Genomic DNA, 23,326 nt, shown 5'->3' with positions numbered 1-23,326 from the left:
GCCGGCTTGCTGGCGATTCAGGCAACGCGGTGTGTCTGTTTCACCGAGTCGTCTGGATCGCCAGCAAGCCGGCTCCTACAAGGGAGCGTTAGACGTGGAAGTAGCCTACGCAGCTGTCGAACGGCAGACGCTTGAGCTCGATCTTGTTCAGGTCGAGCACTTCACGCAGGGCTTTGGTTTCGCCCGGGAAGTTGCGGTAAGCGACTTCGTCCAGCACCACGATGGCGCCTTTTGGCATGTACGGCAGGAAGGTTTCCAGCGCGACTTTGGTCGACTCGTACAGGTCGGTGTCGAGGATCAGCATGGCCACGACCAGGTCCGGACGGGTCTTGACCCACTCCGGTACGGTCTTGACGATGTCGCCCTTGACCAGTTCGCAACGCGGGATGCGGTTGACCGGGCGCAGCAGGTCGTTGGCGTCGATCATGTCCTGGATCAGCGACTGGTCGGTGTCGGCGAACATGGTCTCGTTGACGTCGGCCGGGTCTTCTTTCTTGTCGATGCTCTGGAAGCCTTCGAAGGTGTCGAAGCCCACGATCGAACGGTTGATCGCGTACGGTTCCAGGATCATCGACAAGTGCATGTACAGCATCAGCGAATTGCCCTTGTACACGCCGCACTCGATGATCGCGCCCGGTACTTCAGCGACTTTCTTGAACAGTTCCATACGCGACAGTGCAGCGGTCACGCCGATGCGGTTGGCGAAGACGAACGGTGCGTCGGCCACGTACTCGGCATCGACCCGTTTCAGAACGTTGGTACGGGTTTCGTTGTACTGGGCCTCGGCAGGCGTGATGCGACGCTTGGTCATGCTTCGATTCCTTGGAAATTAGAAAAGTCGTGGGCGTGGAAATAGTCTTTGAAACCTGCGCCGACATCAGGGCAGGCGCTGTCGACGTTGATCGCGCCGCGCTTGTGCTTGAGGTCGTCGAGGTGCATCAGGCGGAAATCCACGCTGAAACGGGTTTGTTGCGTGTAGTTGGGCACCGTGCCGTGCAGGTGTGAACCCGAGAAAACCAGCATCTCGGCGGTGTTGCCGGCGATGCGAATTTCGGACGCGGTGTTGATCGCTTCGGTGGGCACCGGGTGCTGGCGTGCCTCTTCCTTGACGTTGTCCTTGGCGCGTTGACGTTGTACGCCAATCCAGTCCGACAGGCTCCATTGCGCCGAGGTGTTTTTCACCGGGGCATCGAAGTAGGCCGGGTTGATCATCATGGTCTGGTCAGGCTGGATCGTGTAGACCGGCATCCAGGTATTGATCTGGCAATCGACGCCGCCGTACCAGGTATCGCGATGCGGCTTGTAGGCATAGCTGACGCCCGCATGCAGGTAGTCGTAGTTGGGCACGACGCGGATACGCGGTACGTCGAAGATGAATTCTTCGGGGGCGGCACCGATCTCTTCGGTGAAGCTGCGAATCAGTTCTTTGGCACGCAGGCTGTTGGTGAACTGGCCCTTGAGGCGCGTCACCAGTACGACGAATTCTTCCACCGGCATCAGCGTGTGCAGCGCCTGGTGGTTGGTCTCGCCGTCGAAGGCAGCGGTGATGCTTTCCTGGGCGAACGCGCACAGCTCTTTGGCGGCGCGCAGTTGTGTGTTCAGGAAGATGTCACCGCCATAGATGGCTTCTTTGAAGTCAGCTTTGTGTTGAAGCTGATTGATGTACAGATTCACGGTTCCTCTCCTGAATACATCGAGTCTCTTAAGAGTCGGCCACACGTTAGCAAACTGAAGAGCAATCCGGTGGGCGGAGGATCAATAAAAACGCAATCCCCTGAATTTGCGACGAAAAGCATTCTCCAGACGAAAAAATTCCCCTGTAGGAGCGAGTGGTGCGGCATTCCGACTTGCCCGCGAAGAACGATAACGCGGTCATTCGGCTAGACCTCGTTATCGTTCTTCGCGGGCAAGCCTCGCTCCCACAGGGGTTGTGTTGGGACTAGAAGATTTGGGTGAACAACCAATACAAACTGCCCGACAGCACAATCGCCGCCGGCAAGGTCAACACCCACGCCATCAGCAGATTGCGGATGGTCTTCATCTGCAAGCCGCCGCCGTTGGCGACCATGGTCCCGGCCACTCCTGAAGACAACACGTGGGTGGTCGACACCGGTAATCCGAACATATCCGCAGCACCGATGGTCAGCATGGCCACGGTTTCCGCCGAGGCGCCTTGCGCGTAGGTCAGGTGGGACTTGCCGATCTTTTCGCCGACCGTCACCACGATGCGTTTCCAGCCGACCATCGTGCCCAGGCCCAGCGCAATCGCCACCGCGATTTTCACCCACAGCGGGATAAACCGCGTCGAATTGTCGATCTGCTGTTTGAACAGTTGCAGCTTGCCGCTGGTGTCGGCGTCGAAGTTGCCGACTTTGTTCTTGTCCATCAGGCGAATGGTTTCGCTGGCCAGGTACATGTCGTTACGCACGTTGCCCACGGCTTCGGCGGGCACTTTGGACAACGAGCCGTAACCCTTGACCTCGGCGCCGATACGGCCGGTGAGCGCGGCGAGGGCCGGGATAAGTTGCGGCGCGGCCTCCTTGCTGCGCACGTAGTCGGACAACACCGCACGCGGGTCGGCCGGTGCCGGCAGCGGCGAATTTTTCACCAGCGCTTGCTGGGTGACTTCGGCGACGGCGGCGAACTGCAAAGCCTGATCGGCCGGCATGGTGCGGTTCAGCGCATAAGCCATGGGCAGCGTGCCGACCAGAATCAGCATGATCAGACCCATGCCTTTCTGGCCATCGTTGGAGCCGTGGGCAAACGACACGCCGGTGCAGGTCACGATCAGCATGCCGCGAATCCACCACGGTGGCGGCGTGTTGCCTTTTGGCGCCTTGTACAACGCACGATTCTTGACGAAGGCGCGCAAGGCCAGCAGCAACAGCGCGGCAAAACCAAAGCCGACCAGCGGCGAGAGCAACAGCGCATAACCGATTTTGGTGGCCTGCGCCCAGTCCACGCCGCTGGTGCCGTCGCGGCCATGCATCAGGGCATTGGCCACACCGACACCAATGATCGAACCGATCAGCGTGTGTGACGACGACGCCGGCAAGCCCAGCCACCAGGTGCCGAGGTTCCACAGGATCGCGGCGATCAGCAGGGCGAAAATCATCGCGAACCCGGCGGACGAACCGACTTGCAGAATCAGCTCCACCGGCAGCAGGGCGATGATGCCGAACGCCACCGCGCCGCTGGACAGCAACACCCCCAGGAAGTTGAAGAACCCGGACCAGGCCACCGCGAAATTCGGTGGCATCGAGTTGGTGTAAATCACCGTGGCCACCGCGTTGGCGGTGTCGTGGAAACCGTTGACGAACTCAAAGCCCAGCGCGATCAGCAGCGCCACGCCCAGCAACAGAAACGGCGTCCAGGTGGTGACCACCGTGCCGAGTTCGCTCATGTCGTGCATCAGGCTGTACGCGGTGAACAACAGTCCACTGGCCAGCACACCGAAGAAAATCACCAGGGTGAACAGGTTGGGTTTCTTGTCGAGCTGCGGTCTGGCACTGCTGGCGGGCGCCTGGGCAGCGGAAAAGGAAGGAGTAGCCATGCCGGACAATCCTGAGGAGGGAAGTGTGTCGGTCATGATCGTTGCTAAATATTACAGGGAGGCTGCGTTGGGTCAGTGTTTGGGTTTTTTGCTGATACCACCGATCCGAACTTGACACCGTCCCTGTAGGAGCGAGGCTTGCCCGCGAAGAACGATAACGCGGTGTATCAGGCATACCGCGGCGCCTCATTCGCGGGCAAGCCTCGCTCCTACAGGGCAGGGTGGTTGCTTAATAATCCTGGCGCTTGCGAAACGCCCAACGCCCTGCAATCACCGTAAACGTCGCAACCAAGGCCACCAGGATCCAGAACCCCTCCGGGTCCTGGGATAGCGGCACGCCCCCCACGTTCATGCCGAAGAAACCGGCAATGATGTTGATCGGCAACGCCAGCACCGTGACCACGGTCAGGGTGAACAGCGTGCGGTTGCTTTGCTCGTTGAGGTTGGCGGCAATTTCTTCCTGCAACAGCTTGATCCGCTCACCCAGCGCCGTGAGGTCGTTGATGATCAGCGCAAACTCCTCGGTGGACTTGCGCAGCTCCTTCACGTCTTCCTTCTGCAACCATTGCGGCGGGCGATTGAGCAGGCGCAGCAACGAGCCCGGCTCCAGCGCCAGCAGCCGTTGCAAGCGCACCAGCACCCGGCGATTGGCGCCCAGCTCCGCGCGATTGGTCGACAGTCGCGAGGACAGCAATTCATCTTCTATCTGATCGACGCTGAGGCTGGTCTTGCGCACGATCTGCGTCAGCACTTCGCCCTGGTCGCGCAGCAAATGCACGAGCAATTCCAGCGGCGAGCGAAAACGCTCACCGGCCTTCACCGAGGAACGCAACTTGTCCACCGAGTGCAGCGGTTGCAGGCGTGCGCTGATGATCAGCCGACTGCGCGCACACACCCACAGCGTCGACACGTCCGAGGAGACCATGCTGCTGAGGTTGAACACCACGTCGTTGACCACCGCCAGCAACGCCGAATCGACATGCTCGATGCGCGTCGAACGCGAGCCTTCATGCAAGGCTTCGAAAAACTCGTCGGGCAATTCCAGATGACTTTTCATCCAGCGCTCGCACGCGGCATGAGCGAGGTTCAGGTGCAGCCAGAGAAATTCGTCGCTGTCGTCCGGTTGTTGCAGGGACCGCAACGCCATGGCCGAATCGATTTCCCGACCGCGCTCGCCGGGGCGAAAACTGAAACCGTACAGCAGACCGAACAGGTCCGGGTCGCGATGGCTTTGGTCGATGCTGTGGTTCATGAGGTCTCGCTGTGAGGAGGCGGCCTGTCGCGGGTTTCACAGGTTCACTTGAGCCGCATCATCGCAAGGCGTGATGACGTTTTTGTGACGGTTTTTCGTGGCGAGAGAGCGCTTGTATCGGCTGGATACAGACGCAAAAAAGCCGCACGATCCGAAAATCGTGCGGCTTTCTTATGTGACATGAATCAGGTGTCTTGTTTGTTGCTCAGGACTTTACCGGTGGTGGCGTCGAAGTCCACGTCAAACTCCTTGCCATCAGCAGTGCGCAGTTCAACTTCGTACTCGTAGCCGTTGAAGTGGTTGTCCAAGTCGGTGTCGGTAATCGTCGCACCCGGATGCAACTTCAGGGCCTCCTGGTTCATTTCTTCAAGTGGCTTGATCTTGCCGCTCTTGACTAGCTCAGGGATCTGGTCGACGCGAACATCAGCTTGCGCCAGGCCAGCGGTGAGGGTCAGGGCGGCAGCGGTGAACAGGGCAGTCAAAGTCTTCATGAGGTTCTTTCCTTGGTGAGCTGTTTAAGTGGGGCCAGATTAACTGGGGCAACTTAATTCACCCTTAATTCCAAGAGCATCGCCAGCAAGCCGGCTCCTACAAGATTGAGTCGTTCACACAATTCGCGAACGACCCTAACTTGTAGGAGCCGGCTTGCTGGCGATGCGTTCACCACGGTCTGGGATCAATACCCATTGTTCTGCAACAACTGCGCAACCGTGCCCGCCGCCGGACGTTTATAGAACTTCAACAATTCGCTGGCACGGTTGGTGAAGATGCCATCAACCCCGGCGTCCATGACCTTCTGGTAATCCACCGCATCATCGATGGTGTAGACGTGCACCAGCAAACCCTGATCGTGGGTGTACTGGTTCATCCATGGTTTTACCAGGTCCGAGTAGCTCTGGTCGCCACCCTTGGTCAGCGCGGCAGAAGGGCCGGTGCCGATTGCGCCTTGAGCCTTGGCGTACTCGACCCATTGCTGGAATTCGGCTTTGTCCTTCGGTTCCTGTTTGGCGTAGTACGTGGCTTTGTCCTTGTCGCCGGACTCGGCGAACGTCACCTTGGACTTGGGCTCGATGCTGCCTTCGCCGACCCACAACAGCAGGATCTTCGGCACTTGCGGCATTTCCTTTTCCAGCAGTTCGAGGCTGCTCTTCTCGAAGGTTTGCAGCACCACCTTACCTTTGCCCTGGCCGACGGCGAGTTCGCTCTTCGCCAGTTTCGAACCCGCCGGGCTCAGCCATCCGCGATCCTGCAATTTATCCTTGAGGTCACGCTCGAGACCGGGGAATTGCTTCGGCTCCTTGGTTTCGATGTACAGGCCGGGCTTGTGCAGCGGATTGCCCTGGGCGATGTCGATGATTTCGTCGAGGGTCAGGATTTTCAGACCGACAAAAGAAGGACGCGCGCGATCCGGGTAAGCGGCGTTGAACCAGCTGCCGGCGTCGAGGGTTTTCAGCTCGGCGATGGTGAACGCGTTGGCCGGGCTGTCCTTGCGCTCAGGGAATTTGCTGGCGACGTCGGTGGTGCGTTGCAGGTTGTTGTCGTGCAGGGCAAACAGCACGCCGTCCTTGCTGCGTTGCAGGTCGAGTTCCAGGTAATCGGCACCCAGGTCGCGCGCCAGTTTGTAGGCGGCGGCGGTGGATTCCGGTGCATCGAAGGACGCGCCACGGTGGGCAATCACCGCCGGGTGTGGAATGCCTGCATGGGTGGCCAGTGAAGTAGGGCTTGGCTCGCTGGCGGCCTGCGCCTGGCCGAGGCCGAGCAGCACGCTCAGCAGCAGGGCGCTCTTGGTGAAAGTTACAGGCATGGTCGAGATCCTTTCGCAGAGTGTTTTCAAAGACGTCCCTTTTAACAACTGAACGCTGCTTGCGCTATCGCGAGACCGACATAAACGTGTTTAAAGCGGATTTTTTCAGCGCATTTGTGCGGTTCTTTGCAGTACTCTTGGCCCCGGAAGCTTCCCCGGCAGAGGGAACGCCCTTCATCTTGCCCTGCGTGTAAACCATCGATCACTTGTGTGAGGTTTATATGCGCATCACTTCCGAACTCATCTGCCAGGCCGCCGACCAACTCAAAGGCTTCGTCGGTCTCAATCGCAAGACCGGCCAATACATCGTGCGTTTCAGCGAAGACTCCTTCGGCATGGACGTGGCGGATGACGGCATCATTCCTGTGAGTGAATTCGTCTGGGCGTCGGGGCCGGAGCAGGTCATGACGCTGAAGCGCGAGTTGATTCAGTTGTTGCTGGACCAGAACATCGATGACCGGATCAACATTACCGAGCCGTTGCGGGTGTATATGAATCGGCGGGAAGTGCCGGAGATTTCGGCGGTGCGGAGTTTGGTGCGGGGCTGAATTTTTGTGGTGTTTGTGATGGCCTCATCGCTGGCAGGCCAGCTCCCACAGTGGTTTTGCGTCGCACACAAAACCACTGTGGGAGCGAGACCGGCTTGCCGGCGATGGCGGCTTAAAGGACACCACAACTGTTACTGCTTGAACTCATAGGCCCGCTCAACCCTGCACACCCGCGTACTGCACGCCGCATACCAGGTCGAGCGCCCACGCTCACGAATCGCGCTGTGCTCGGGATGATGTTTCCACGCCACAATCGCCGCCTCACTGGCCCAATAGGAAACCGTAATCCCGAGCCCGTCCTCACCCCGCGCCGACTCCACACCGAGAAACCCCGGCTGCTCACGCGCCAGCTCAACCATGCGCTCGGCAGCCTCGGCGTAACCCTGATCGCCGTCGGTGCGCCGCGACGTAAAAATCACCGCGTAGTAGGGCGGTTCCGGTGTCTGGGCAATCATGATTTCTGCCTCACACACGCTTCGATCAATGCACTCACCAGCGGCGGCACAATTCCTTTGAGCGCGGCACGTTCAGGTTGAAACAGCGTGGCGACAAAAAACGGATGCCCGCGTAATTCCACCGCTCGCAAATCCCCCGTCGAATCGTGTCCCACAGCGGATAATTCCTGGCTTAGCAGATCCCGTTCAAACTCGGGATTCACACCATAACGGCAGCGATAGCCTTCACGAATCACCGTGTTTTCGTACGCCTTGGCGATCAACGAACCTTCAACCAGATGAATGCTGTCGATGGCTTCCACTAGCGAGCAAGTCAGTGGCGTGAGCAACGCTCGCGTGGCATCGGGTGATGTCTCGCCGTGCTCGGCATCTCCCCATCCCAGAACGTTGCGGGCATATTCGAGAACCGCGTGCTGAAAACCGCCACACGTACCGAGGAAAGGTCGCTGTTGTTCGCGGGCAAAGCGAATCGCCCGCAGCGCTCCGTCTTCATTGCGGTAAGGGCTGGCGGGTACGCACCAAAAACCGTCGAAATCTTGCAGCGACGAATCGTCGTTGATGCCGTCGGTGGCGAGCCACTGGAACTGCACGTCCAGTCCGGCGTGTTCGGTAGCCATGCCGAGGGCGACGGGAATCGCCTGGTGGGCGGTGACTTGCGGGTCGTAATCGCCGATCAGGGCGATGTGGATGGTGCTGTTTTCCATGAGGGCTCTCGACGCTTGTTGATTCCTGGGACCCACTATAGATTGGCGTTCACGCACTCAATATTGGCGTTATCCCAAGTGATCAATGCAGCGACGCACTATCGATTGGACTACCCCGACCTGTCCCTGATCCTCGCCCTCGTGCGCGGCGGCTCGCTGGCCCGGGCCTCGGCACTGTTGAAGGTCGACGTTTCGACCGTGTTCCGCGCCGTGCGCCGACTGGAAGCCGCGCTGGGCCAGCAACTGTTCGAAAAAAGCCGCGCCGGCTACTTGCCCACCAGTCTTGCGCAGACCTTGGCCGAACAAGCTGAGCGCGCCGAGCAGGCGCTGGAGGCTGCGCGCATCGGCGTGGAGCAGGGCGGTGAAGTCATCAGCGGCACCGTGCGCCTGACCTGCACCGATTCGGTTTTACAAGGTTTGTTGCTGCCGGCGCTGGCGCAGTTCATGCCCGGCTATCCGGCGCTGACGATCGAGTTGAGCACGTCCAACGACTTCGCCAATCTCAGCCGCCGAGACGCGGACATCGCCTTGCGCCTGACCCGGAATCCGCCGGAACACTTGGTGGGCCGATGCCTGGCGCAGGTGTCGTATCGCGTCTGTGCGAGCACGGCGTATCTGAAATCGGTCGATGCCGAAGACTTGGCCGCGCTGACATGGATCGCCCCGGACGACTTCCTCCCCGATCACCCCACCGTCGCTTGGCGTCGTCAGCAATTGCCCGGCGTCACACCGGGTTATCGTTGCAACAGCATGTTGTCGGTGACCGAACTGGTGCGCGCCGGGTTGGGTGTCGCGGCATTGCCGGACTTTCTGATCGATGACGGGCTGCAACCGTTGAGTGAGCCGTTGCACGGTTACGACACCGCGCTGTGGTTGCTGACTCGCCCGGACTGTCGCGCCTTGCGCTCGGTGGTGACGTTGTTCGATGAGTTGGGGCGGGCGTTGAAATTGCTGTAATGCTTGTAGGCGCTGGATTCAGAGCTGGTAGCAGGCGAGGAACATGTCCAGCGCAGAGTCCACGACGGTGGTCTGCATTTCAGGCGACAGGCCGGGTAGCCCCATGGAAATCTGCGGCCAGAATGCAAAGGATTTGAGCATCCCCTGAATCTGTTGAGCGGCAAACTCCGGGTCGACCGGCTTCAATCGCCCATCGGCCTGAGCGGCGCGAATCCACACGGTCAAACCTTCTTCGCGCTCGCCCATTCGCGCGACCATGTTCTGCGCGCGCTCGGGGGAGTGGATGGTGGCCGCGATGGCGACCCGCGCCAGGTCGAGAAAATTGTCATCGCCCAGCATCTGCAATTTCGCCATCAGCATGCGGCGCATCTGCTCGCGCAGCGGCCGGTCAGGGCGGTAGGCCGTTTCTTGTTCGGCCGTCACCCTGGCCCATAATTGATTGAGGATTTCGGCGAACAACTCTTCCTTGCTGGGGAAGTGGTTGTACACCGTGCGCTTCGACACGCCAGCGGTGGCGGCGATCTTGTCCATGCTGGTGATGTCGAAACCGTTGGCCCGGAATTCGGCAATCGCCGCTTGAATGATCGCTTCGCGTTTTCGGTCGGTCAGGCGCTGTGGAGCTGTCATAAGTACGCTTCGGCAGAAGAAATGAAGAATTACACTTGGCAGTTTACTTGTGATCAGCTTTGATGCAACCTAGAAACTACACTGTGCAGTGTAATGTTTCGTTAATCCTGCGCAGCCAAAAATAGAGTGTTCGGCTGATGCGTGCGTGCCTTGGCCATTTATCGTCCCACCGTAGAAACTGCACCTCGTGCGGTTTCCTGGAGTCATTCAGTCATGGCCAATTCCACTAACGTTTCTGCACCTGAAGCGTCCCGTCAGGCCGAAGGGCACTTCCGCAACCATGCGCCCGTGCAACGAGAAGGCTTGCGCAAAATGGTGCGCATCATGTGGAACATGATCTTCCACAAACCGCGCAACACCCGCCCGACGGCGGCCGTTCCGGTGCAACGCCTGACCCACGACGCGTTGATCGCCGCGCCCAACCACAGCGTCTATCGCCTCGGTCATTCCACGGTATTGCTGAAACTGCGGGACAAATTCTGGATCACCGACCCGGTCTTCGCCGAACGCGCTTCGCCGGTGCAATGGGCCGGCCCGAAACGCTTTCACCAACCACCGATCAGCCTCGAAGAACTGCCGCCGATTGAAGCGGTAATCCTGTCCCACGATCACTACGACCACCTCGACTATCAGGCCGTGCTCAAACTGGCGGACAAAACCAAATACTTCCTCACGCCGCTGGGCGTCGGCGACACCCTGATCAAGTGGGGCATCGACGCCAGCAAAGTGCGCCAACTCGACTGGTGGCAAGGCACCGAAGTCGACGGCATCCAATTCGTCGCCACCCCGTCGCAACACTTTTCCGGCCGAGGCCTGTTCGATGGCAACAGCACATTGTGGGCCTCGTGGGTGATGATCGACGCCGACACACGAATCTTCTTCAGCGGCGACAGCGGCTACTTCGATGGCTTCAAACGCATCGGCGAACAGTACGGCCCGTTCGACCTGACACTGATGGAAACCGGCGCCTACAACGTCGAGTGGCCGCATGTGCACATGCAACCCGAGCAAACCCTGCAAGCGCACATCGACCTGAAAGGCCGCTGGTTACTGCCGATTCACAACGGCACCTTCGATCTGTCGATGCACGCCTGGTTCGAACCGTTTGACCGGATATTGGCATTGGCCTGGGAGCGCAGTGTTTCGATTACCACGCCGCAGATGGGTGAGGCGTTTAACGTGATGTATCCGCAGCGGGGGAGTGCTTGGTGGTTGGGGATGGAAAACGTCGGCGATCAGGTGGAAATCCAGAACGCATGACGTATTGAAGCCTGGCCGCTTGTGATGCAAGCGGCTCGTGCCGACACCTCACTCAACCATCGCAAAATCCGTCCGCCCCACCGAATTCGACTCAGTCCCTTTAACGCTCATCCCCCGCCCCGGCGCAAACCCCGGGAAGAACACCAACCCCTGCGACTCAAACCGATACGCCAACGCCAGTCGATCAGCATCCGGCACATCGCGCCGGGCCTCAAATCGCTCAATCACATCAACCAAAACGCCAGACTCCCGAGACAGCTCATCAACGCTCCAACCCAACATCGCCCGGGCCTGGGCGCAATGGGCAGGGGTGAATTGGAAGAGGGCGATACGTTCCAGGGTGATTTTCATCGCATAAGAGGCCATGGTGTTCTCCGGGCTCGAGAGTGCTGATTCAAAATGTACTGTGTTTTTGTACAGTTGTTTTGCGCCCGGATCAAACTCATTTTTTGAATTCTGCTATTTCGCCCCTGCCAACCAGACGGACGGCGCCTGACCCAACACACGACGAAACATCGTCGAAAACGCCGCCGGGCTGTCATAACCGAAATCCAGCGCAATCCGCGTCACCGGCTCACCCACCGCCAATCGCGCCAAGGCCAGCACCACGCAGGCGCGCTGGCGCCACTGGCTGAAACTCAGGTCGGTCTGCTGGCGGAACAGCCGATTGAACGTGCGCAGACTGACGTGCATCTGATCCGCCCATTGCTGCGGCGATTGATGAACATCGGGTCGCTGCAAGAAGCCCTGGCACAACCCAAGCAGCCGCGCATCCACCGGCAGCGGAATGTGCAACGGCAAGTGAGCACTGCGCGCCAGCTCATGCAGCAGCAATTCGATCAACGCGCCATCGCGCCCGGCCTCGTCGTACGTCAGCGGAACCTCCACCGCCTCCATCAGCAAATGCCGCATCAACGGCGAAACACTGATCACCTGACAACGCCCGCCCAAATCCACCGCACCCGGCTCGATGTACAAACTGCGAGTGCTCACCCCCAGCATCAACACCTCATGCGCCATCCCCGCCGGAATCCACACCGCCCGCTGCGGCGGCACCACCCAGTTGCCGTCATGCGTGCCGACCTGCATCACCCCGGTCGCGCCGTACAACAACTGCGCCCGTCGGTGTGTATGACTAGGCAGCACATGCCCGTAGGAATAATCCGTACCGATCGCCACCACCGACCGTGGCGTGTCATCCAGCACATTAATCGAAACATTGCGCATCAAGCGGCTTCCAGCAGTTGGCGTAAACACAAACATTATTGGCTGACTTGCTGAAGCAGGCCAAGCCACATCGCTCTATCGTCGACCACTCTCAACCAACGGACGACGCACAATGTTCTACCTCCTGCTGACACTCTTCGGCTGCATGACCGGCATCACCGCCGTGCTGTTCGGCTTCGGCGGCGGCTTCGTCGTCGTGCCATTGCTGTACCGCATGCTCATGGCCAGCCACGGTGCCGACGACCCCATCGGCCAATCGGCGATGCACATCGCCGTCGCCACCTCGACCTGCGTGATGATCATCAACGCCCTGGTCGCCACCGGAAAACATCACCGCGCCGGTAATCTGATTCGCCATTACCTGTGGCCGTTGGGTGGGTTTATCGGGCTGGGCGCGGTGGTCGGTGCCGTGGCGGCGATGTGGGTGAGTGGCGAGGTGATTCGGTATGCGTTCATTGCCTATCTGGGCGTGACCATTGTGGATTGCCTGTTCAGACGCGGTTTTCTTACACACGCAGATAACGCAATCCCACGGCGATTGGAGGGGGTGGAAGTGTCCGGTGGCGGCGTAGGAATCGGCACCATCGCCACGTTTCTCGGCGTAGGCGGCAGTGTTATGACCGTGCCATTGTTGCGTCGATGCGGGTTGAGCATGTCGCAGGCAACATCCATGGCTAATCCACTAAGCCTGCCCGTGGCGTTGGCCGGGACGGTGACTTACATGGCGATGGCGGGGTTTACTGATTTTGATTTGGGAGCGTGGTTTGTCGGTTATGTGGATATGTTGGCGTTTGCGGTTTTGACGATGGGGTCGTTGGTGGGGATTCGATTGGCCACGCCGTGGATCGGGCGGATTCCGGATCGGACGCATGCGCGGGTGTACATCGGTTTGCTGGTCGTGGTGATGCTCAGCATGTGCCTGAATTGAACGCCGTCACTTCGCCTCCAACCCCGGCGCCTCACGAATAATGAAGTGATCCAGGTTCTCGATATTCGCACTGAACACCCCGAACGTCTGCTCGGGGTTTTTCTTGCTCGGCACCTGCTTCAACTCCGGCGTCACACCATAAAAGAAGCAATACAACTCCGCTTCACTCTCGATGGCATGCTTGATCTCCTCCAGAAACGCTTTGCGCTTGCGGTAGTTCTCGATCAACTTCTTGCTCAGGTAAACGTTGACCGAATAAGGCTTCTTCTTCGCCTCATCCGCTTGCTTGAACCAGACCTTCTGCTCGAAATCGATGCGAAAGCTCTGCGTGTAATCCTTGATCTCCTTGATCTTGCCCCAGTAAATCAGCCCCTTGTTGTCTGTCAGGTATTCGATCTTCTTGAAGAACGACCCATAAGGCGCCGTGTGCTCGCCAATCTTCAGCTGCACACGCTTGAGCAGCTCCTTGTCATCGAAGTTCGACACAAAACACTCCACCGGGTGGGCGAAGACGCTGGTCTTGTCCGGCGCTGATTCGTGGCTTGGGTACTCGGTATCGCTGGGCGTTGTAAGAGATTTCGGATCGTCCCGCGTTACATCCGCCGCCACCGCCGGGTTCGCCGGCTTACGCACATACTGACGCCGAGTCAGCAACAACTCCGACGGAAAATGCTCCTCGCGACTGTCATCCGTTTCCGCACCGTCCGCATCCACACCGGATGCAGGTGCCTTGAAACTGACATAAGGACAATCCGCCACATGCCGGGTGCTGGGCGTGTTCTTGAAGTGCGGGGTGCGGACGTAATTCACGTTTTTGGCGTTGAATGTCGTCAGCACGTTCGTCGCATCGAAGGCCGCCCGGCATGCGTCATTGGGGCATTGGAAGTGTTCCTTGGCGGAATCGAAATCCATGGTCTCGTCGAAATTCAAATCGCGCACGTCATAGATCGACAGCTTGTCGTCGAGGCTGAGGCAGTAGGCGAGATCGAATTTCATGGTGGGCTCGGGTCCTTGAGTGGGAAGGGTATTAATAGCGGGAGGCGAGGCGGGTTGCACTGACTGTTTTCAGGATGATGCAGGATTTGTGGGAGTGCCCCTGCTCGTGATTGGTGGCGTCAACTCAATCCCGGATCCCAACACCAACCCCGCAGCAATAAATCCCCTGTGGCGAGGGGATTTATCCCCGTTGGGCTGTGAAGCAGCCCCAAAACTCGCAAATGCGAAAATTTGGACGGAGCAAGTTATTCGCTTGGCGACCGCTCCGCAGCTGATCGAGGATAGATACCCTCGCTACAGGACCAATGCAATCTCATGGTTCTCGCTTCAACCGCTTCACGTTTTGATAAAGCGATTCGGTAAACTCCTTGCTGTCGTTTGAATGGTGACAGCGCCGATGACAGTTCGGACAAAGCGCCACAGCATTGCTAGTTCGATCAGAGCCTTTATTCGCCAAGTGTTTAACATGGTGAACTTCAAGGTAGGGTGATTCATCTTTGATGAACGGCGCCGGTTGAGCACACCCTTCACATATCCCCTTAGCGTTCTTACGAACCCAGGCTCGAACGCTGGGATCGCGGATAAAAGCCTTGCCTTGAGTAGGAACACGCTTCGGCTTCAAAATCCCTACAGGCTCCTCCTGGAGAGGCATCTGTTCCAATGCCGCTGCCCTACGATCCAGCGCTTCTTCATCCGCGGTTGGAACAGTGGGATCGCCAGGCGTGACGCCCTTTGCAATCAATACGGCTCGGATTGCTGGCTCAACGTTGGCTCCCCCAACATTTCTGGCAGGCATGTATCCTTTGATGAACTCTCGGTGCATCTTCATTAAAACAGCAGAGATATTCTGCATCCGAAATTCAACTGAGCTTTCGGTGCGGTCGGATAAGGCTGACGCACGTAGAACGCGATTCTCGTGTGCCTTGTTGTATTTATGACCGGCCAGCTCTAGCTCAAGCATTTTTAGATAGGCGTCAACCGCTGCCTCAATCTCAGCAACTGTCCAGACAGTGTTTTTTTTCTTGTCGCTCATAAAATCGCCGAGGGTTGGAAACCCTCGGACGATACTGAGTGGCCACTACGACTGTCTACGAAAATTCCTACAGAAAAAACCGACTCATCGTTCAATGGGTCCTACAAGATGCTGCTGCTCTAACCCACCGATTGCTTCGAAGATTGAAATGCCTCCACAACCTTCCGCCACCAAGGCTTAACCATCGGCACCCGGCGTCGAGTGCGATTGAGCAACAGATAAGGCATGTCCCGCAGCCGAATCCAGCCTTCATCCTGCCAATGCAACAGGCTCAATGACATCTCTGGCCAGTCCAACAAACTTAACATCGGTCGATCTGTATTCATCGACTGCCCCGCATCGCGCAAGGTCGGGACCACTTGATGGGTCAACCACTCACGCAATAACCGATTCCCGGGCGCGTAGTGATAAACCAACAACGCATACACGCCTGATTCGCTGAGCATCAGCCGCTTTTCCGGTTGGCCGTGGTAGTCGATCAGCAACGTGTGCCGCTGATCCTCATCCAGTTTGCTGACCACGCGATCACTCAGATGGAAGCCCATCAAACGACCCAGATCGCGGGCACAGAACCATGGCTGGTTTTCTAGGAGGAGGGCGTGAAGGTCGAGGTTTTGGCGAATGAAGACGGTAGGGATGTATGGATCAGACATGACAAGCCTCCAGGGATGGAAGCGCATAGAAAATGAAGCACCTAACGCGGATTTCCTTCGGAGAGAAGGAGAGAATTTTAGGCATATCCTTTACCTCTGTGTGATGTCAGCTTTCTTAGGGCTGGGTGCCGGGAGTTAAGAAACCCCACACAGAGGGCCGGACATATTCCCCTTTCGGGTCTTGTATTAGCCCACTCCCGGCATAACAGAGATTTTTGATGCGCACGGGGAAACCGTAGGCACAAAAAAGCCGCTACTGTCGGGTGCGGTCAGTCCGCTGTGTGAGGTGTTTCTTAGGCACCGGCTTCAGAGGCTATGGTGTCTGGTGACGATGGTCAAGGTTGAATTTGCTTTCAAGAAAATTCGTGCGCGTCAGTAGCTTTACCTACAACTTCATAAGTTTCAGAGTTTTCTATCAGCGGAAATGCGGGATAAACATTAAATTATATGTCGCATAAATGTAAGTTGTATTTTGTGCTGTTGACTGCACGATTAGTTTGTTTTTAATTGATGTTTTTCGATAAAAAAATTGTTTAATTAAGTTTTGAGGATATTTTGTCGACTATGTGTGTGAACAGGTTTTTGTGATTGATGGAGACACTGCTGCAAAACATAAATATTGAATGTTCAATACTAACGCCAAGTAATTTTGCTACTTCATAGAATTCTTTGTGTTTTCCCGCACGTATGCCAGCATCTATAATCTGTATTAACTGGGTTTTTTCAGTGTTTGAGATGGCCGCAAGCGTGTCTGGAGTTTCTCGACATTTTTGCATGATCCAAAGCTCAGGCCATAAATCGCCGGGCAAATACTCCGTCCTAGCATCAAACCAAGCTTCAAATTCCTTGTCGGATTTTTCGGATGTTTTGAGGGTGAGATTTCGATTATGAGCTTCTTTGGGGCGTTGATCACCATCGAAGATAATAACCGTCTTGTCACTTTTTGAGCGCCGATGTAAAGCTGCTAGTTGTATGCAAAGTGCAGAGGCTGATCCTATAAATTCAATATTGATTCTTGAGCGAATATCGCTAGGGATCACTGCGGAAAGCAACGCCTGTGCAATATTGTCCTCAACAAAAACATCAATTTCACCGGTGTTTTCAGAACTGAGTTTTGAAAAAGCGTATTCTGCGGATGCACCCATTTTTGCCATGGTTTGATTGTTGGTGGTTTCTATAAAAAATCTTGCGTCATCGGGGAAACACTCAAATACTTCCTTGGAGTGAGTGGTGCAAATTATCTGAATTTTTCTATCCATACATACATTTTTTAACTCGGAGATAAAACGCTTCTGTGCCTCTATGTGAAGACCTAATTCGATTTCATCGATCACAAATAGTGCCCCTTCTGGGCAACTAAATATGGTAGAAAATATTTCGAATAGAGCATTTTCTCCGGCTCCCATGTTAAAGCCAGAGAATGAAATGCCCGACGATTTAGCCAGTGGAAGTCTATATTTGGAATGAGATGTGAGCCGGAACTCTTCATAGTCTTTGTTAAGTATTCGTCCAACTATTTCTTTGACAGATGTCTCCCATCCTTTTAGCGTTGTGCTGAGAAAGCGTCTTCGATAACTTCTGGATTGGCTTTTTTCGCTATGAGGAACTATCCGTTCAATTCCAATAAATATGCAGTTCCGTTCCACGCGCGAGGCGTAATCACTCCATTTTCCTCCTTTGTTTTTTCGCCGAAACTGTGTGCCAATTAATGTTGAGTTTTTATTGGTGCTGGTTATCCTCCAGTTGTCATGAGCTATGTTATAGACAACGGTTATCCCTTCTGGAGAAACTTCTTCGCTGTGTTGAATGAAGAAATCAGCGAAAGTGTAATATGGGCGTCTGCGGTTGGAAGATTTGAAGCCGTCTTTTGTGTTGTGGTAAGCACAGCAGGCGATTGCGAGGATAGTAGACTTGCCGGATCCATTTTTTCCTGCGATTACAGTTAGGGGGAAATCTATAGGAAGGTCTAATTTAGAAACGCCTCTTAGGTTTCCTTGTTGGACTTTAATACGTCTGAGATGCGCATGCTTATAGTCATTGACAAACCATTTTCGCAGTTTTCGATCTTTTTCGCTTTCACTGTACTTCACTTTTTATATCCCTAGTGCGACAGGTTTTTTAGTTGGAGTCAATGATTTTCTGAGGTGGCGTAAGTATTGAAGTTTAAGCAATGCCATTCAATTTTTAAGATAGTGGCACATTGGCTTTCTGTCTAGTTTGGTTATTGTTTTTTTAAAAAAAAGGCGCTACTCGAATCAGTAGCGCCCCTTTTAACTTAGATAAAAATCAATCCCAGCTAAGCGCACCACCAGTTTGGTATTCGATCACGCGAGTCTCAAAGAAATTCTTCTCTTTCTTCAAGTCCATAATCTCGCTCATCCAAGGGAACGGGTTGGTCGTCCCCGGATACTCTTCCTTCAAACCAATCTGCGACAAACGACGATTCGCGATGAACTTCAGATAGTCCTCCATCATCGCCGCATTCATGCCCAACACACCGCGAGGCATGGTATCCCGCGCATATTCGATCTCCAGCTGAGTGCCCTGCAGAATCATCTGCGAAGCCTCTTCCTTCATCTCGGCATCCCACAAGTGCGGGTTTTCGATTTTGATCTGGTTGATCACGTCGATGCCGAAGTTCAGGTGCATGGATTCGTCGCGCAGGATGTATTGGAACTGCTCGGCGACGCCGGTCATTTTGTTGCGGCGGCCCATGGAGAGGATTTGGGTGAAGCCGCAGTAGAAGAAGATGCCTTCCAGGACGCAGTAGTAGGCGATCAGGTTGCGCAGCAGTTCTTTGTCGGTTTCGACGGTGCCGGTTTCGAACTTCGGATCGGAGATCGAACGGGTGTATTTCAGGCCCCAGGTGGCTTTTTTCGCGACCGATGGGATCTCGTGGTACATGTTGAAGATTTCGCCTTCATCCATGGCCAGCGATTCGATGCAGTACTGGTAGGCGTGGGTGTGGATCGCTTCTTCGAAAGCCTGGCGCAGGATGTACTGGCGGCATTCCGGGTTGGTGATCAGGCGGTACACGGCCAGGACCAGGTTGTTGGCAACCAGGGAGTCGGCGGTGGAGAAGAAGCCGAGGTTGCGCATGACGATGCGGCGCTCGTCGTCGGTCAGGCCTTCCGGGTCTTTCCAGAGGGCGATGTCGGCGGTCATGTTGACTTCTTGCGGCATCCAGTGGTTTGCGCAACCGTCCAGATACTTCTGCCAGGCCCAGTCGTACTTGAACGGTACGAGTTGGTTGAGGTCGGCGCGGCAGTTGATCATGCGCTTTTCGTCAACGGCGACACGGGCGGAGGCGCCTTCGAGTTCGGCGAGGCCTTCGGCGATGTCGAGGTTGTCGAGGGCAGCCTTGGCGCGAGCGATGGCGGCGGAGTCGGACGCGGTTACAGCGCGAGCTTCTTGAGCGGCAACACCACCGGCGGTGTCGAGGCGGTCCATGTTTGCTTCAGTCGCGTGGCCGGCGTTGGCGCCTTTTACCACGGTCTCGCCGCTGTCTTCTTTGTCGAATTCGTCCCAGCTCAGCATGACGTGTCGTCTCCTGCGTGAGGGCCAGATGCCCGTGTGAAAACTGATTGGTTGGTTTTTCACACGACCGGTCTGGCCGCGTTTGATAGCGTTTTTTGCAGCGGTACACGCAGGCAAATAAACATAATTTTGTACGGGGTTCCGAGAGCCGCTGATGGCGCTGCAGTCGTTGACGACGTCGGCCTGGGCTTCGGACTGGCTGTCATCCCTGTAAGGGAATATTGCAGGCCCGTTTAAGGCGGCATTATAGGGAAATTTTTGCGGCCGTGGTGGGGCGAATCCGCGCATGGAGCGGTCGAGAAGGAGGGTTTTTCGGTCGGAGCGAGGGTTTACAGGGCTTTGGCTGGAGATCGCGGGCGCAGATTTTTTTTCTTAAATTTTGACGTGCTACTTTTTTGTTCAAAAAATAGCCAAAAAATCGGGTTTTTCACTACATGTTGTGTTTTGAGTCGGTTTTCGCTGGCCTCAGACACAACTAAGCCCGACCGAAGTCGGGCTGTCAGTCACGCTCGATGATCAGCTCAGGCGAGCGGCACCGACGTGGTCTGCGCCATCAGCGGCGAGTTTGCCTGCACCGACGTGGTCGGCGCCATCGGCAGCGACTTTGGCGGCGCCAGTGTGATCGAAGCCATCGGAAGCGAGTTTGCCTGCACCGACGTGATCGGCACCATCGGCGGCGACTTTGGCCGAGCCGGTGTGGTCGTAACCGTCAGAAGCGACAGCGGCTTCGCTGGTGAAAGTGGCCGAGCCCGTGCGGTCGTAGCCGTCGGCGGCGAAGGTGTTGGCGGCCAGTACAGACAGGGTCAGGGCGAGGATCAGTTTGGTTTTCATGGTCGTTGCTCCAGGTTCGTTGGCGTTGTGTGCCTTGGTGTGGAAGTCATACTACGCCGATGGATTCGATTAAAAAGCGCAAATAAATGCTGAAAGCTATCGTATAAATCGATCTGTACGGTTCGGCGCATTGACTGCCTGGAACATTGCGTCGACTGCTATCGCCAGCAAGCCGGCTCCTACAGGTCGGTGTAACGATCGGGCATTTGGGTCGAACCGTTTAGGGGAGTGCGGGTGATTAGCCGTTGGAGCAGCCGTTACCCATGATGCTGTAGCGCAGGATGTGGCGTTGGCCTTTGGAGTCGTCGTATTCCATTTTCATGGGGACAACTTCGCACACGTTGGGGATTTCACTCATGGAGACAACTTTGGCGATATCGAGGTGAGTGGAGTAAGTGTATTCCTCGATGACCGGTTGTTGCTGGGCGACATCAGTCGGGACCTCGTCTGCCATGGCGGTTGCGCACAGGCTGGAGAGGGCCAGAACTAATAAAGCTTTCATTTCGGTTTTACCTTTTAGAGGTCGAGTGGGGTCACGCAACCTTTTTGGGGTTGCGTGTGGAACTTGGTTACCGGTGTTTTGATTAACTGCCTTCGTGGGGGCTGCAACTTGGTTAATCAGGGTTTGCCTTGTTGGCGAGGTGGATTTTAGGCGTGGGGGTGGCATTCATATAGGTGGGGTTTTGATAAACACCTTTGACAGATTTCGTAACAATCACCGAATAACCTGTTGGCGGAACGATCATCACCTTGTAGGAGCCGGCTTGCTGGCGATAAACCTGAGAGCGCATCGGGGTGTCAGGATGGGTGCGTAATCGTTGATGACCATCGCCAGCAAGCCGGCTCCTACAGGGTTTGTGTGTGTCTGGGAGGGCTTATCACGATAATTTGTAGGGGCTTGTTACTACCATCGTCGAATGGTTCTATAGGCCCGGCCCGGGCTACAACAGGGCCATACAAAAACAACTATTCCACCGAGGTAAGAAAGATGAGTGCGGCTTCTCTGTATCCCGTTCGTCCCGAGGTAGCGGCCAACACGCTGACCGACGAGGCAACCTACAAAGCCATGTACCAGCAGTCGGTCGTCAACCCTGACGGTTTCTGGCGCGAGCAAGCCAAGCGCCTCGACTGGATCAAGCCTTTCACCACGGTGAAGCAGACGTCCTTCGACGATCACCATGTCGACATCAAATGGTTCGCCGATGGCACCCTGAACGTTTCCTACAACTGCCTCGACCGTCATCTGGCCGAGCGCGGCGATCAAATCGCGATCATTTGGGAAGGGGATGACCCTTCCGAAAGCCGCAACATCACCTACCGCGAGCTGCACGAACAAGTCTGCAAGTTCGCCAACGCCTTGCGTGGCCAGGATGTGCACCGCGGCGACGTGGTGACTATCTATATGCCGATGATTCCCGAAGCCGTGGTCGCCATGCTGGCCTGTACCCGGATCGGCGCGATTCACTCGGTGGTGTTCGGTGGTTTCTCGCCGGAAGCCCTGGCCGGTCGCATCATCGACTGCCGCTCGAAAGTGGTGATCACCGCTGACGAAGGCATTCGTGCCGGCAAGAAAATCCCGCTCAAGTCCAACGTCGACGACGCGCTGACCAACCCGGAAACCAGCAGCATCCAAAAAGTCATCGTGTGCAAGCGCACCGGTGGCGATATCAAGTGGAACCAGCATCGCGACATCTGGTTTGAAGACCTGATGAAAGTGGCGGGCAGTGTCTGCGCGCCGAAAGAGATGGGCGCCGAAGAAGCGCTGTTCATCCTTTACACCTCCGGTTCCACCGGCAAGCCAAAGGGCGTGCAGCACACCACCGCCGGCTACTTGCTGTATGCGGCCATGACCCATGAGCGCGTGTTCGACTACCGCCCGGGCGAAATCTACTGGTGCACCGCCGACGTCGGCTGGGTCACCGGCCACAGCTACATCGTCTACGGCCCGCTGGCCAACGGCGCGACCACGCTGCTGTTCGAAGGCGTGCCGAACTACCCGGATATCACCCGCGTGGCGAAGATCGTCGACAAGCACAAGGTCAACATCCTCTACACCGCGCCGACCGCGATCCGCGCGATGATGGCGTCGGGCAAGGCCGCTGTGGAAGGCGCTGACGGCTCCAGCTTGCGTCTGCTGGGTTCGGTCGGTGAGCCGATCAACCCGGAAGCGTGGGACTGGTACTACAAGAACGTCGGTCAATCCCGTTGCCCGATCGTCGATACCTGGTGGCAGACCGAAACCGGCGGCAACATGATGAGCCCGTTGCCAGGCGCTCACGCACTGAAACCGGGTTCGGCGGCGCGTCCGTTCTTCGGCGTGGTGCCGGCGCTGGTGGACAACCTGGGCAACATCATCGAAGGCGTTGCCGAGGGCAACCTGGTGATTCTCGATTCGTGGCCAGGCCAGGCGCGCACGCTGTATGGCGACCATGACCGTTTTGTCGACACCTACTTCAAGACCTTCCGCGGCATGTACTTCACCGGTGACGGTGCGCGTCGTGACGAGGACGGTTACTACTGGATCACCGGTCGTGTGGACGACGTGCTCAACGTGTCCGGCCACCGCATGGGCACCGCCGAGATCGAGAGCGCGATGGTTGCGCACCCGAAAGTCGCTGAAGCAGCCGTGGTCGGTGTGCCGCACGACATCAAGGGGCAGGGCATTTATGTCTACGTCACGTTGATCGCTGGCGAAGAGACGAGCGAGCAATTGCGTCTGGAACTGAAGAACTGGGTGCGTAAAGAGATCGGCCCGATTGCTTCGCCGGATGTGATCCAGTGGGCGCCGGGGCTGCCGAAGACGCGTTCGGGCAAGATCATGCGCCGGATTCTGCGCAAGATTGCGACCGCTGAATATGATGGGTTGGGGGATATTTCGACCCTGGCGGATCCGGGTGTGGTGCAGCATTTGATTGATACGCACAAGACGATGAATGTTGCGTAAGTAGCGTTTGGTGTCAT

24 protein-coding genes are annotated in these 23,326 nt (G+C 56.6%); 5 read left to right on the top strand and 19 right to left on the bottom strand.

The annotated features are described in order from the left end of the window. Window positions 1-88: 88 nt before the first annotated feature. From IB254_RS08785 to IB254_RS08760, 6 genes are all read right to left on the bottom strand, one after another. Window positions 89-811 (bottom strand): TylF/MycF/NovP-related O-methyltransferase, encoded by a 723-nt coding sequence (locus IB254_RS08785; RefSeq protein ID WP_056725897.1) that lies wholly within the window; start codon window positions 809-811, stop codon window positions 89-91. Then, window positions 808-1,674: a hypothetical protein gene (locus IB254_RS08780; protein WP_008038531.1), complete on the bottom strand. Its 867-nt coding sequence runs from the start codon at window positions 1,672-1,674 to the stop codon at window positions 808-810. Before IB254_RS08780 ends, IB254_RS08785 begins: the two co-directional genes overlap by 4 nt. Before the next feature lie 265 nt (window positions 1,675-1,939). Further along, complete coding sequence (locus tag IB254_RS08775; RefSeq protein ID WP_008038529.1) at window positions 1,940-3,553, bottom strand: inorganic phosphate transporter; 1,614 nt, start codon at window positions 3,551-3,553, stop codon at window positions 1,940-1,942. A gap of 229 nt (window positions 3,554-3,782) precedes the next feature. Continuing rightward, window positions 3,783-4,805 (bottom strand): transporter, encoded by a 1,023-nt coding sequence (locus tag IB254_RS08770; RefSeq protein WP_192229145.1) that lies wholly within the window; start codon window positions 4,803-4,805, stop codon window positions 3,783-3,785. A 185-nt stretch (window positions 4,806-4,990) separates the two neighbouring features. Then, window positions 4,991-5,296: a PepSY domain-containing protein gene (locus IB254_RS08765; RefSeq protein WP_192417045.1), complete on the bottom strand. Its 306-nt coding sequence runs from the start codon at window positions 5,294-5,296 to the stop codon at window positions 4,991-4,993. Window positions 5,297-5,481: 185 nt separating this feature from the next. Beyond that, on the bottom strand, window positions 5,482-6,609 hold the full coding sequence (locus IB254_RS08760; RefSeq protein WP_192417044.1) for a glycerophosphodiester phosphodiesterase: 1,128 nt from the start codon (window positions 6,607-6,609) through the stop codon (window positions 5,482-5,484). A 221-nt stretch (window positions 6,610-6,830) separates the two neighbouring features. Here IB254_RS08760 and IB254_RS08755 point away from each other — a divergent pair, with 221 nt between their 5' ends. Then, on the top strand, window positions 6,831-7,157 hold the full coding sequence (locus IB254_RS08755) for a DUF2025 family protein (protein WP_008032544.1): 327 nt from the start codon (window positions 6,831-6,833) through the stop codon (window positions 7,155-7,157). A 131-nt stretch (window positions 7,158-7,288) separates the two neighbouring features. Here IB254_RS08755 and IB254_RS08750 read toward each other — a convergent pair whose 3' ends face one another. Both IB254_RS08750 and IB254_RS08745 read right to left on the bottom strand, forming a co-directional pair. Continuing rightward, window positions 7,289-7,612, bottom strand: a complete 324-nt coding sequence (locus IB254_RS08750) for an antibiotic biosynthesis monooxygenase family protein (RefSeq protein WP_192417043.1) — start codon at window positions 7,610-7,612, stop codon at window positions 7,289-7,291. Further along, window positions 7,609-8,316, bottom strand: a complete 708-nt coding sequence (locus IB254_RS08745) for a CTP synthase (protein ID WP_192417042.1) — start codon at window positions 8,314-8,316, stop codon at window positions 7,609-7,611. The genes IB254_RS08750 and IB254_RS08745 overlap by 4 nt, the downstream gene beginning before the upstream one ends. Before the next feature lie 15 nt (window positions 8,317-8,331). On the opposite strand from IB254_RS08745, the gene IB254_RS08740 reads away from it, so the two are divergent. Next, window positions 8,332-9,273: a LysR family transcriptional regulator gene (locus IB254_RS08740; protein WP_192417041.1), complete on the top strand. Its 942-nt coding sequence runs from the start codon at window positions 8,332-8,334 to the stop codon at window positions 9,271-9,273. An 18-nt stretch (window positions 9,274-9,291) separates the two neighbouring features. On the opposite strand, the gene IB254_RS08735 is transcribed toward IB254_RS08740, so the two are convergent. Next, complete coding sequence (locus IB254_RS08735; RefSeq protein WP_192417040.1) at window positions 9,292-9,900, bottom strand: TetR/AcrR family transcriptional regulator; 609 nt, start codon at window positions 9,898-9,900, stop codon at window positions 9,292-9,294. Window positions 9,901-10,113: 213 nt separating this feature from the next. Here IB254_RS08735 and IB254_RS08730 point away from each other — a divergent pair, with 213 nt between their 5' ends. Beyond that, window positions 10,114-11,160 (top strand): MBL fold metallo-hydrolase, encoded by a 1,047-nt coding sequence (locus IB254_RS08730; RefSeq protein ID WP_192417039.1) that lies wholly within the window; start codon window positions 10,114-10,116, stop codon window positions 11,158-11,160. A gap of 48 nt (window positions 11,161-11,208) precedes the next feature. Here the strand turns inward: IB254_RS08730 and IB254_RS08725 are convergent, their stop codons facing one another. Together IB254_RS08725 and IB254_RS08720 are read right to left on the bottom strand one after the other, a co-directional pair. Next, on the bottom strand, window positions 11,209-11,526 hold the full coding sequence (locus IB254_RS08725) for a helix-turn-helix transcriptional regulator (protein WP_192417038.1): 318 nt from the start codon (window positions 11,524-11,526) through the stop codon (window positions 11,209-11,211). Between the two features lie 93 nt (window positions 11,527-11,619). After that, window positions 11,620-12,387, bottom strand: coding sequence for an AraC family transcriptional regulator (locus IB254_RS08720; RefSeq protein WP_192417037.1), 768 nt, complete (start codon window positions 12,385-12,387; stop codon window positions 11,620-11,622). Between the two features lie 112 nt (window positions 12,388-12,499). On the opposite strand from IB254_RS08720, the gene IB254_RS08715 reads away from it, so the two are divergent. Next, window positions 12,500-13,315 carry a sulfite exporter TauE/SafE family protein gene (locus IB254_RS08715; RefSeq protein ID WP_192417036.1) on the top strand — a complete coding sequence of 272 codons (816 nt, stop codon included), beginning with the start codon at window positions 12,500-12,502 and terminating at the stop codon, window positions 13,313-13,315. 6 nt (window positions 13,316-13,321) lie between these two features. On the opposite strand, the gene IB254_RS08710 is transcribed toward IB254_RS08715, so the two are convergent. The 8 genes from IB254_RS08710 to IB254_RS08675 form a co-directional block, all read right to left on the bottom strand. Then, a complete protein-coding gene (locus IB254_RS08710; protein ID WP_192417035.1) occupies window positions 13,322-14,311 on the bottom strand; it encodes a hypothetical protein in 990 nt (329 codons plus the stop codon). Between the two features lie 313 nt (window positions 14,312-14,624). Beyond that, on the bottom strand, window positions 14,625-15,344 hold the full coding sequence (locus IB254_RS08705; protein ID WP_192417034.1) for an HNH endonuclease: 720 nt from the start codon (window positions 15,342-15,344) through the stop codon (window positions 14,625-14,627). Between the two features lie 119 nt (window positions 15,345-15,463). After that, entirely contained in the window at window positions 15,464-15,997 is a 534-nt protein-coding gene (locus IB254_RS08700) for a Bro-N domain-containing protein (protein WP_192417033.1), read from the bottom strand. 533 nt (window positions 15,998-16,530) lie between these two features. Next, window positions 16,531-18,087, bottom strand: coding sequence for an ATP-dependent nuclease (locus IB254_RS08695; RefSeq protein WP_192417032.1), 1,557 nt, complete (start codon window positions 18,085-18,087; stop codon window positions 16,531-16,533). Window positions 18,088-18,283: 196 nt separating this feature from the next. Continuing rightward, complete coding sequence (locus IB254_RS08690; RefSeq protein WP_008034875.1) at window positions 18,284-19,534, bottom strand: ribonucleotide-diphosphate reductase subunit beta; 1,251 nt, start codon at window positions 19,532-19,534, stop codon at window positions 18,284-18,286. A gap of 516 nt (window positions 19,535-20,050) precedes the next feature. Continuing rightward, on the bottom strand, window positions 20,051-20,365 hold the full coding sequence (locus IB254_RS08685) for a hypothetical protein (RefSeq protein WP_192417031.1): 315 nt from the start codon (window positions 20,363-20,365) through the stop codon (window positions 20,051-20,053). 238 nt (window positions 20,366-20,603) lie between these two features. Further along, window positions 20,604-20,867 carry a DUF2790 domain-containing protein gene (locus tag IB254_RS08680; protein ID WP_008034878.1) on the bottom strand — a complete coding sequence of 88 codons (264 nt, stop codon included), beginning with the start codon at window positions 20,865-20,867 and terminating at the stop codon, window positions 20,604-20,606. Window positions 20,868-20,979: 112 nt separating this feature from the next. Continuing rightward, on the bottom strand, window positions 20,980-21,156 hold the full coding sequence (locus IB254_RS08675; RefSeq protein WP_192417030.1) for a hypothetical protein: 177 nt from the start codon (window positions 21,154-21,156) through the stop codon (window positions 20,980-20,982). Between the two features lie 197 nt (window positions 21,157-21,353). On the opposite strand from IB254_RS08675, the gene acs reads away from it, so the two are divergent. Then, window positions 21,354-23,309, top strand: a complete 1,956-nt coding sequence (gene acs / locus IB254_RS08670; RefSeq protein WP_192417029.1) for an acetate--CoA ligase — start codon at window positions 21,354-21,356, stop codon at window positions 23,307-23,309. The last annotated feature ends 17 nt before the right edge of the window (window positions 23,310-23,326 follow it).

This window comes from Pseudomonas sp. PDM03 (assembly GCF_014852385.1).
Classification (GTDB): domain Bacteria; phylum Pseudomonadota; class Gammaproteobacteria; order Pseudomonadales; family Pseudomonadaceae; genus Aquipseudomonas; species Aquipseudomonas migulae.
Note: the sequence above shows the minus strand (reverse complement) of the source record. Positions and strands in the feature narration are given on the sequence as shown.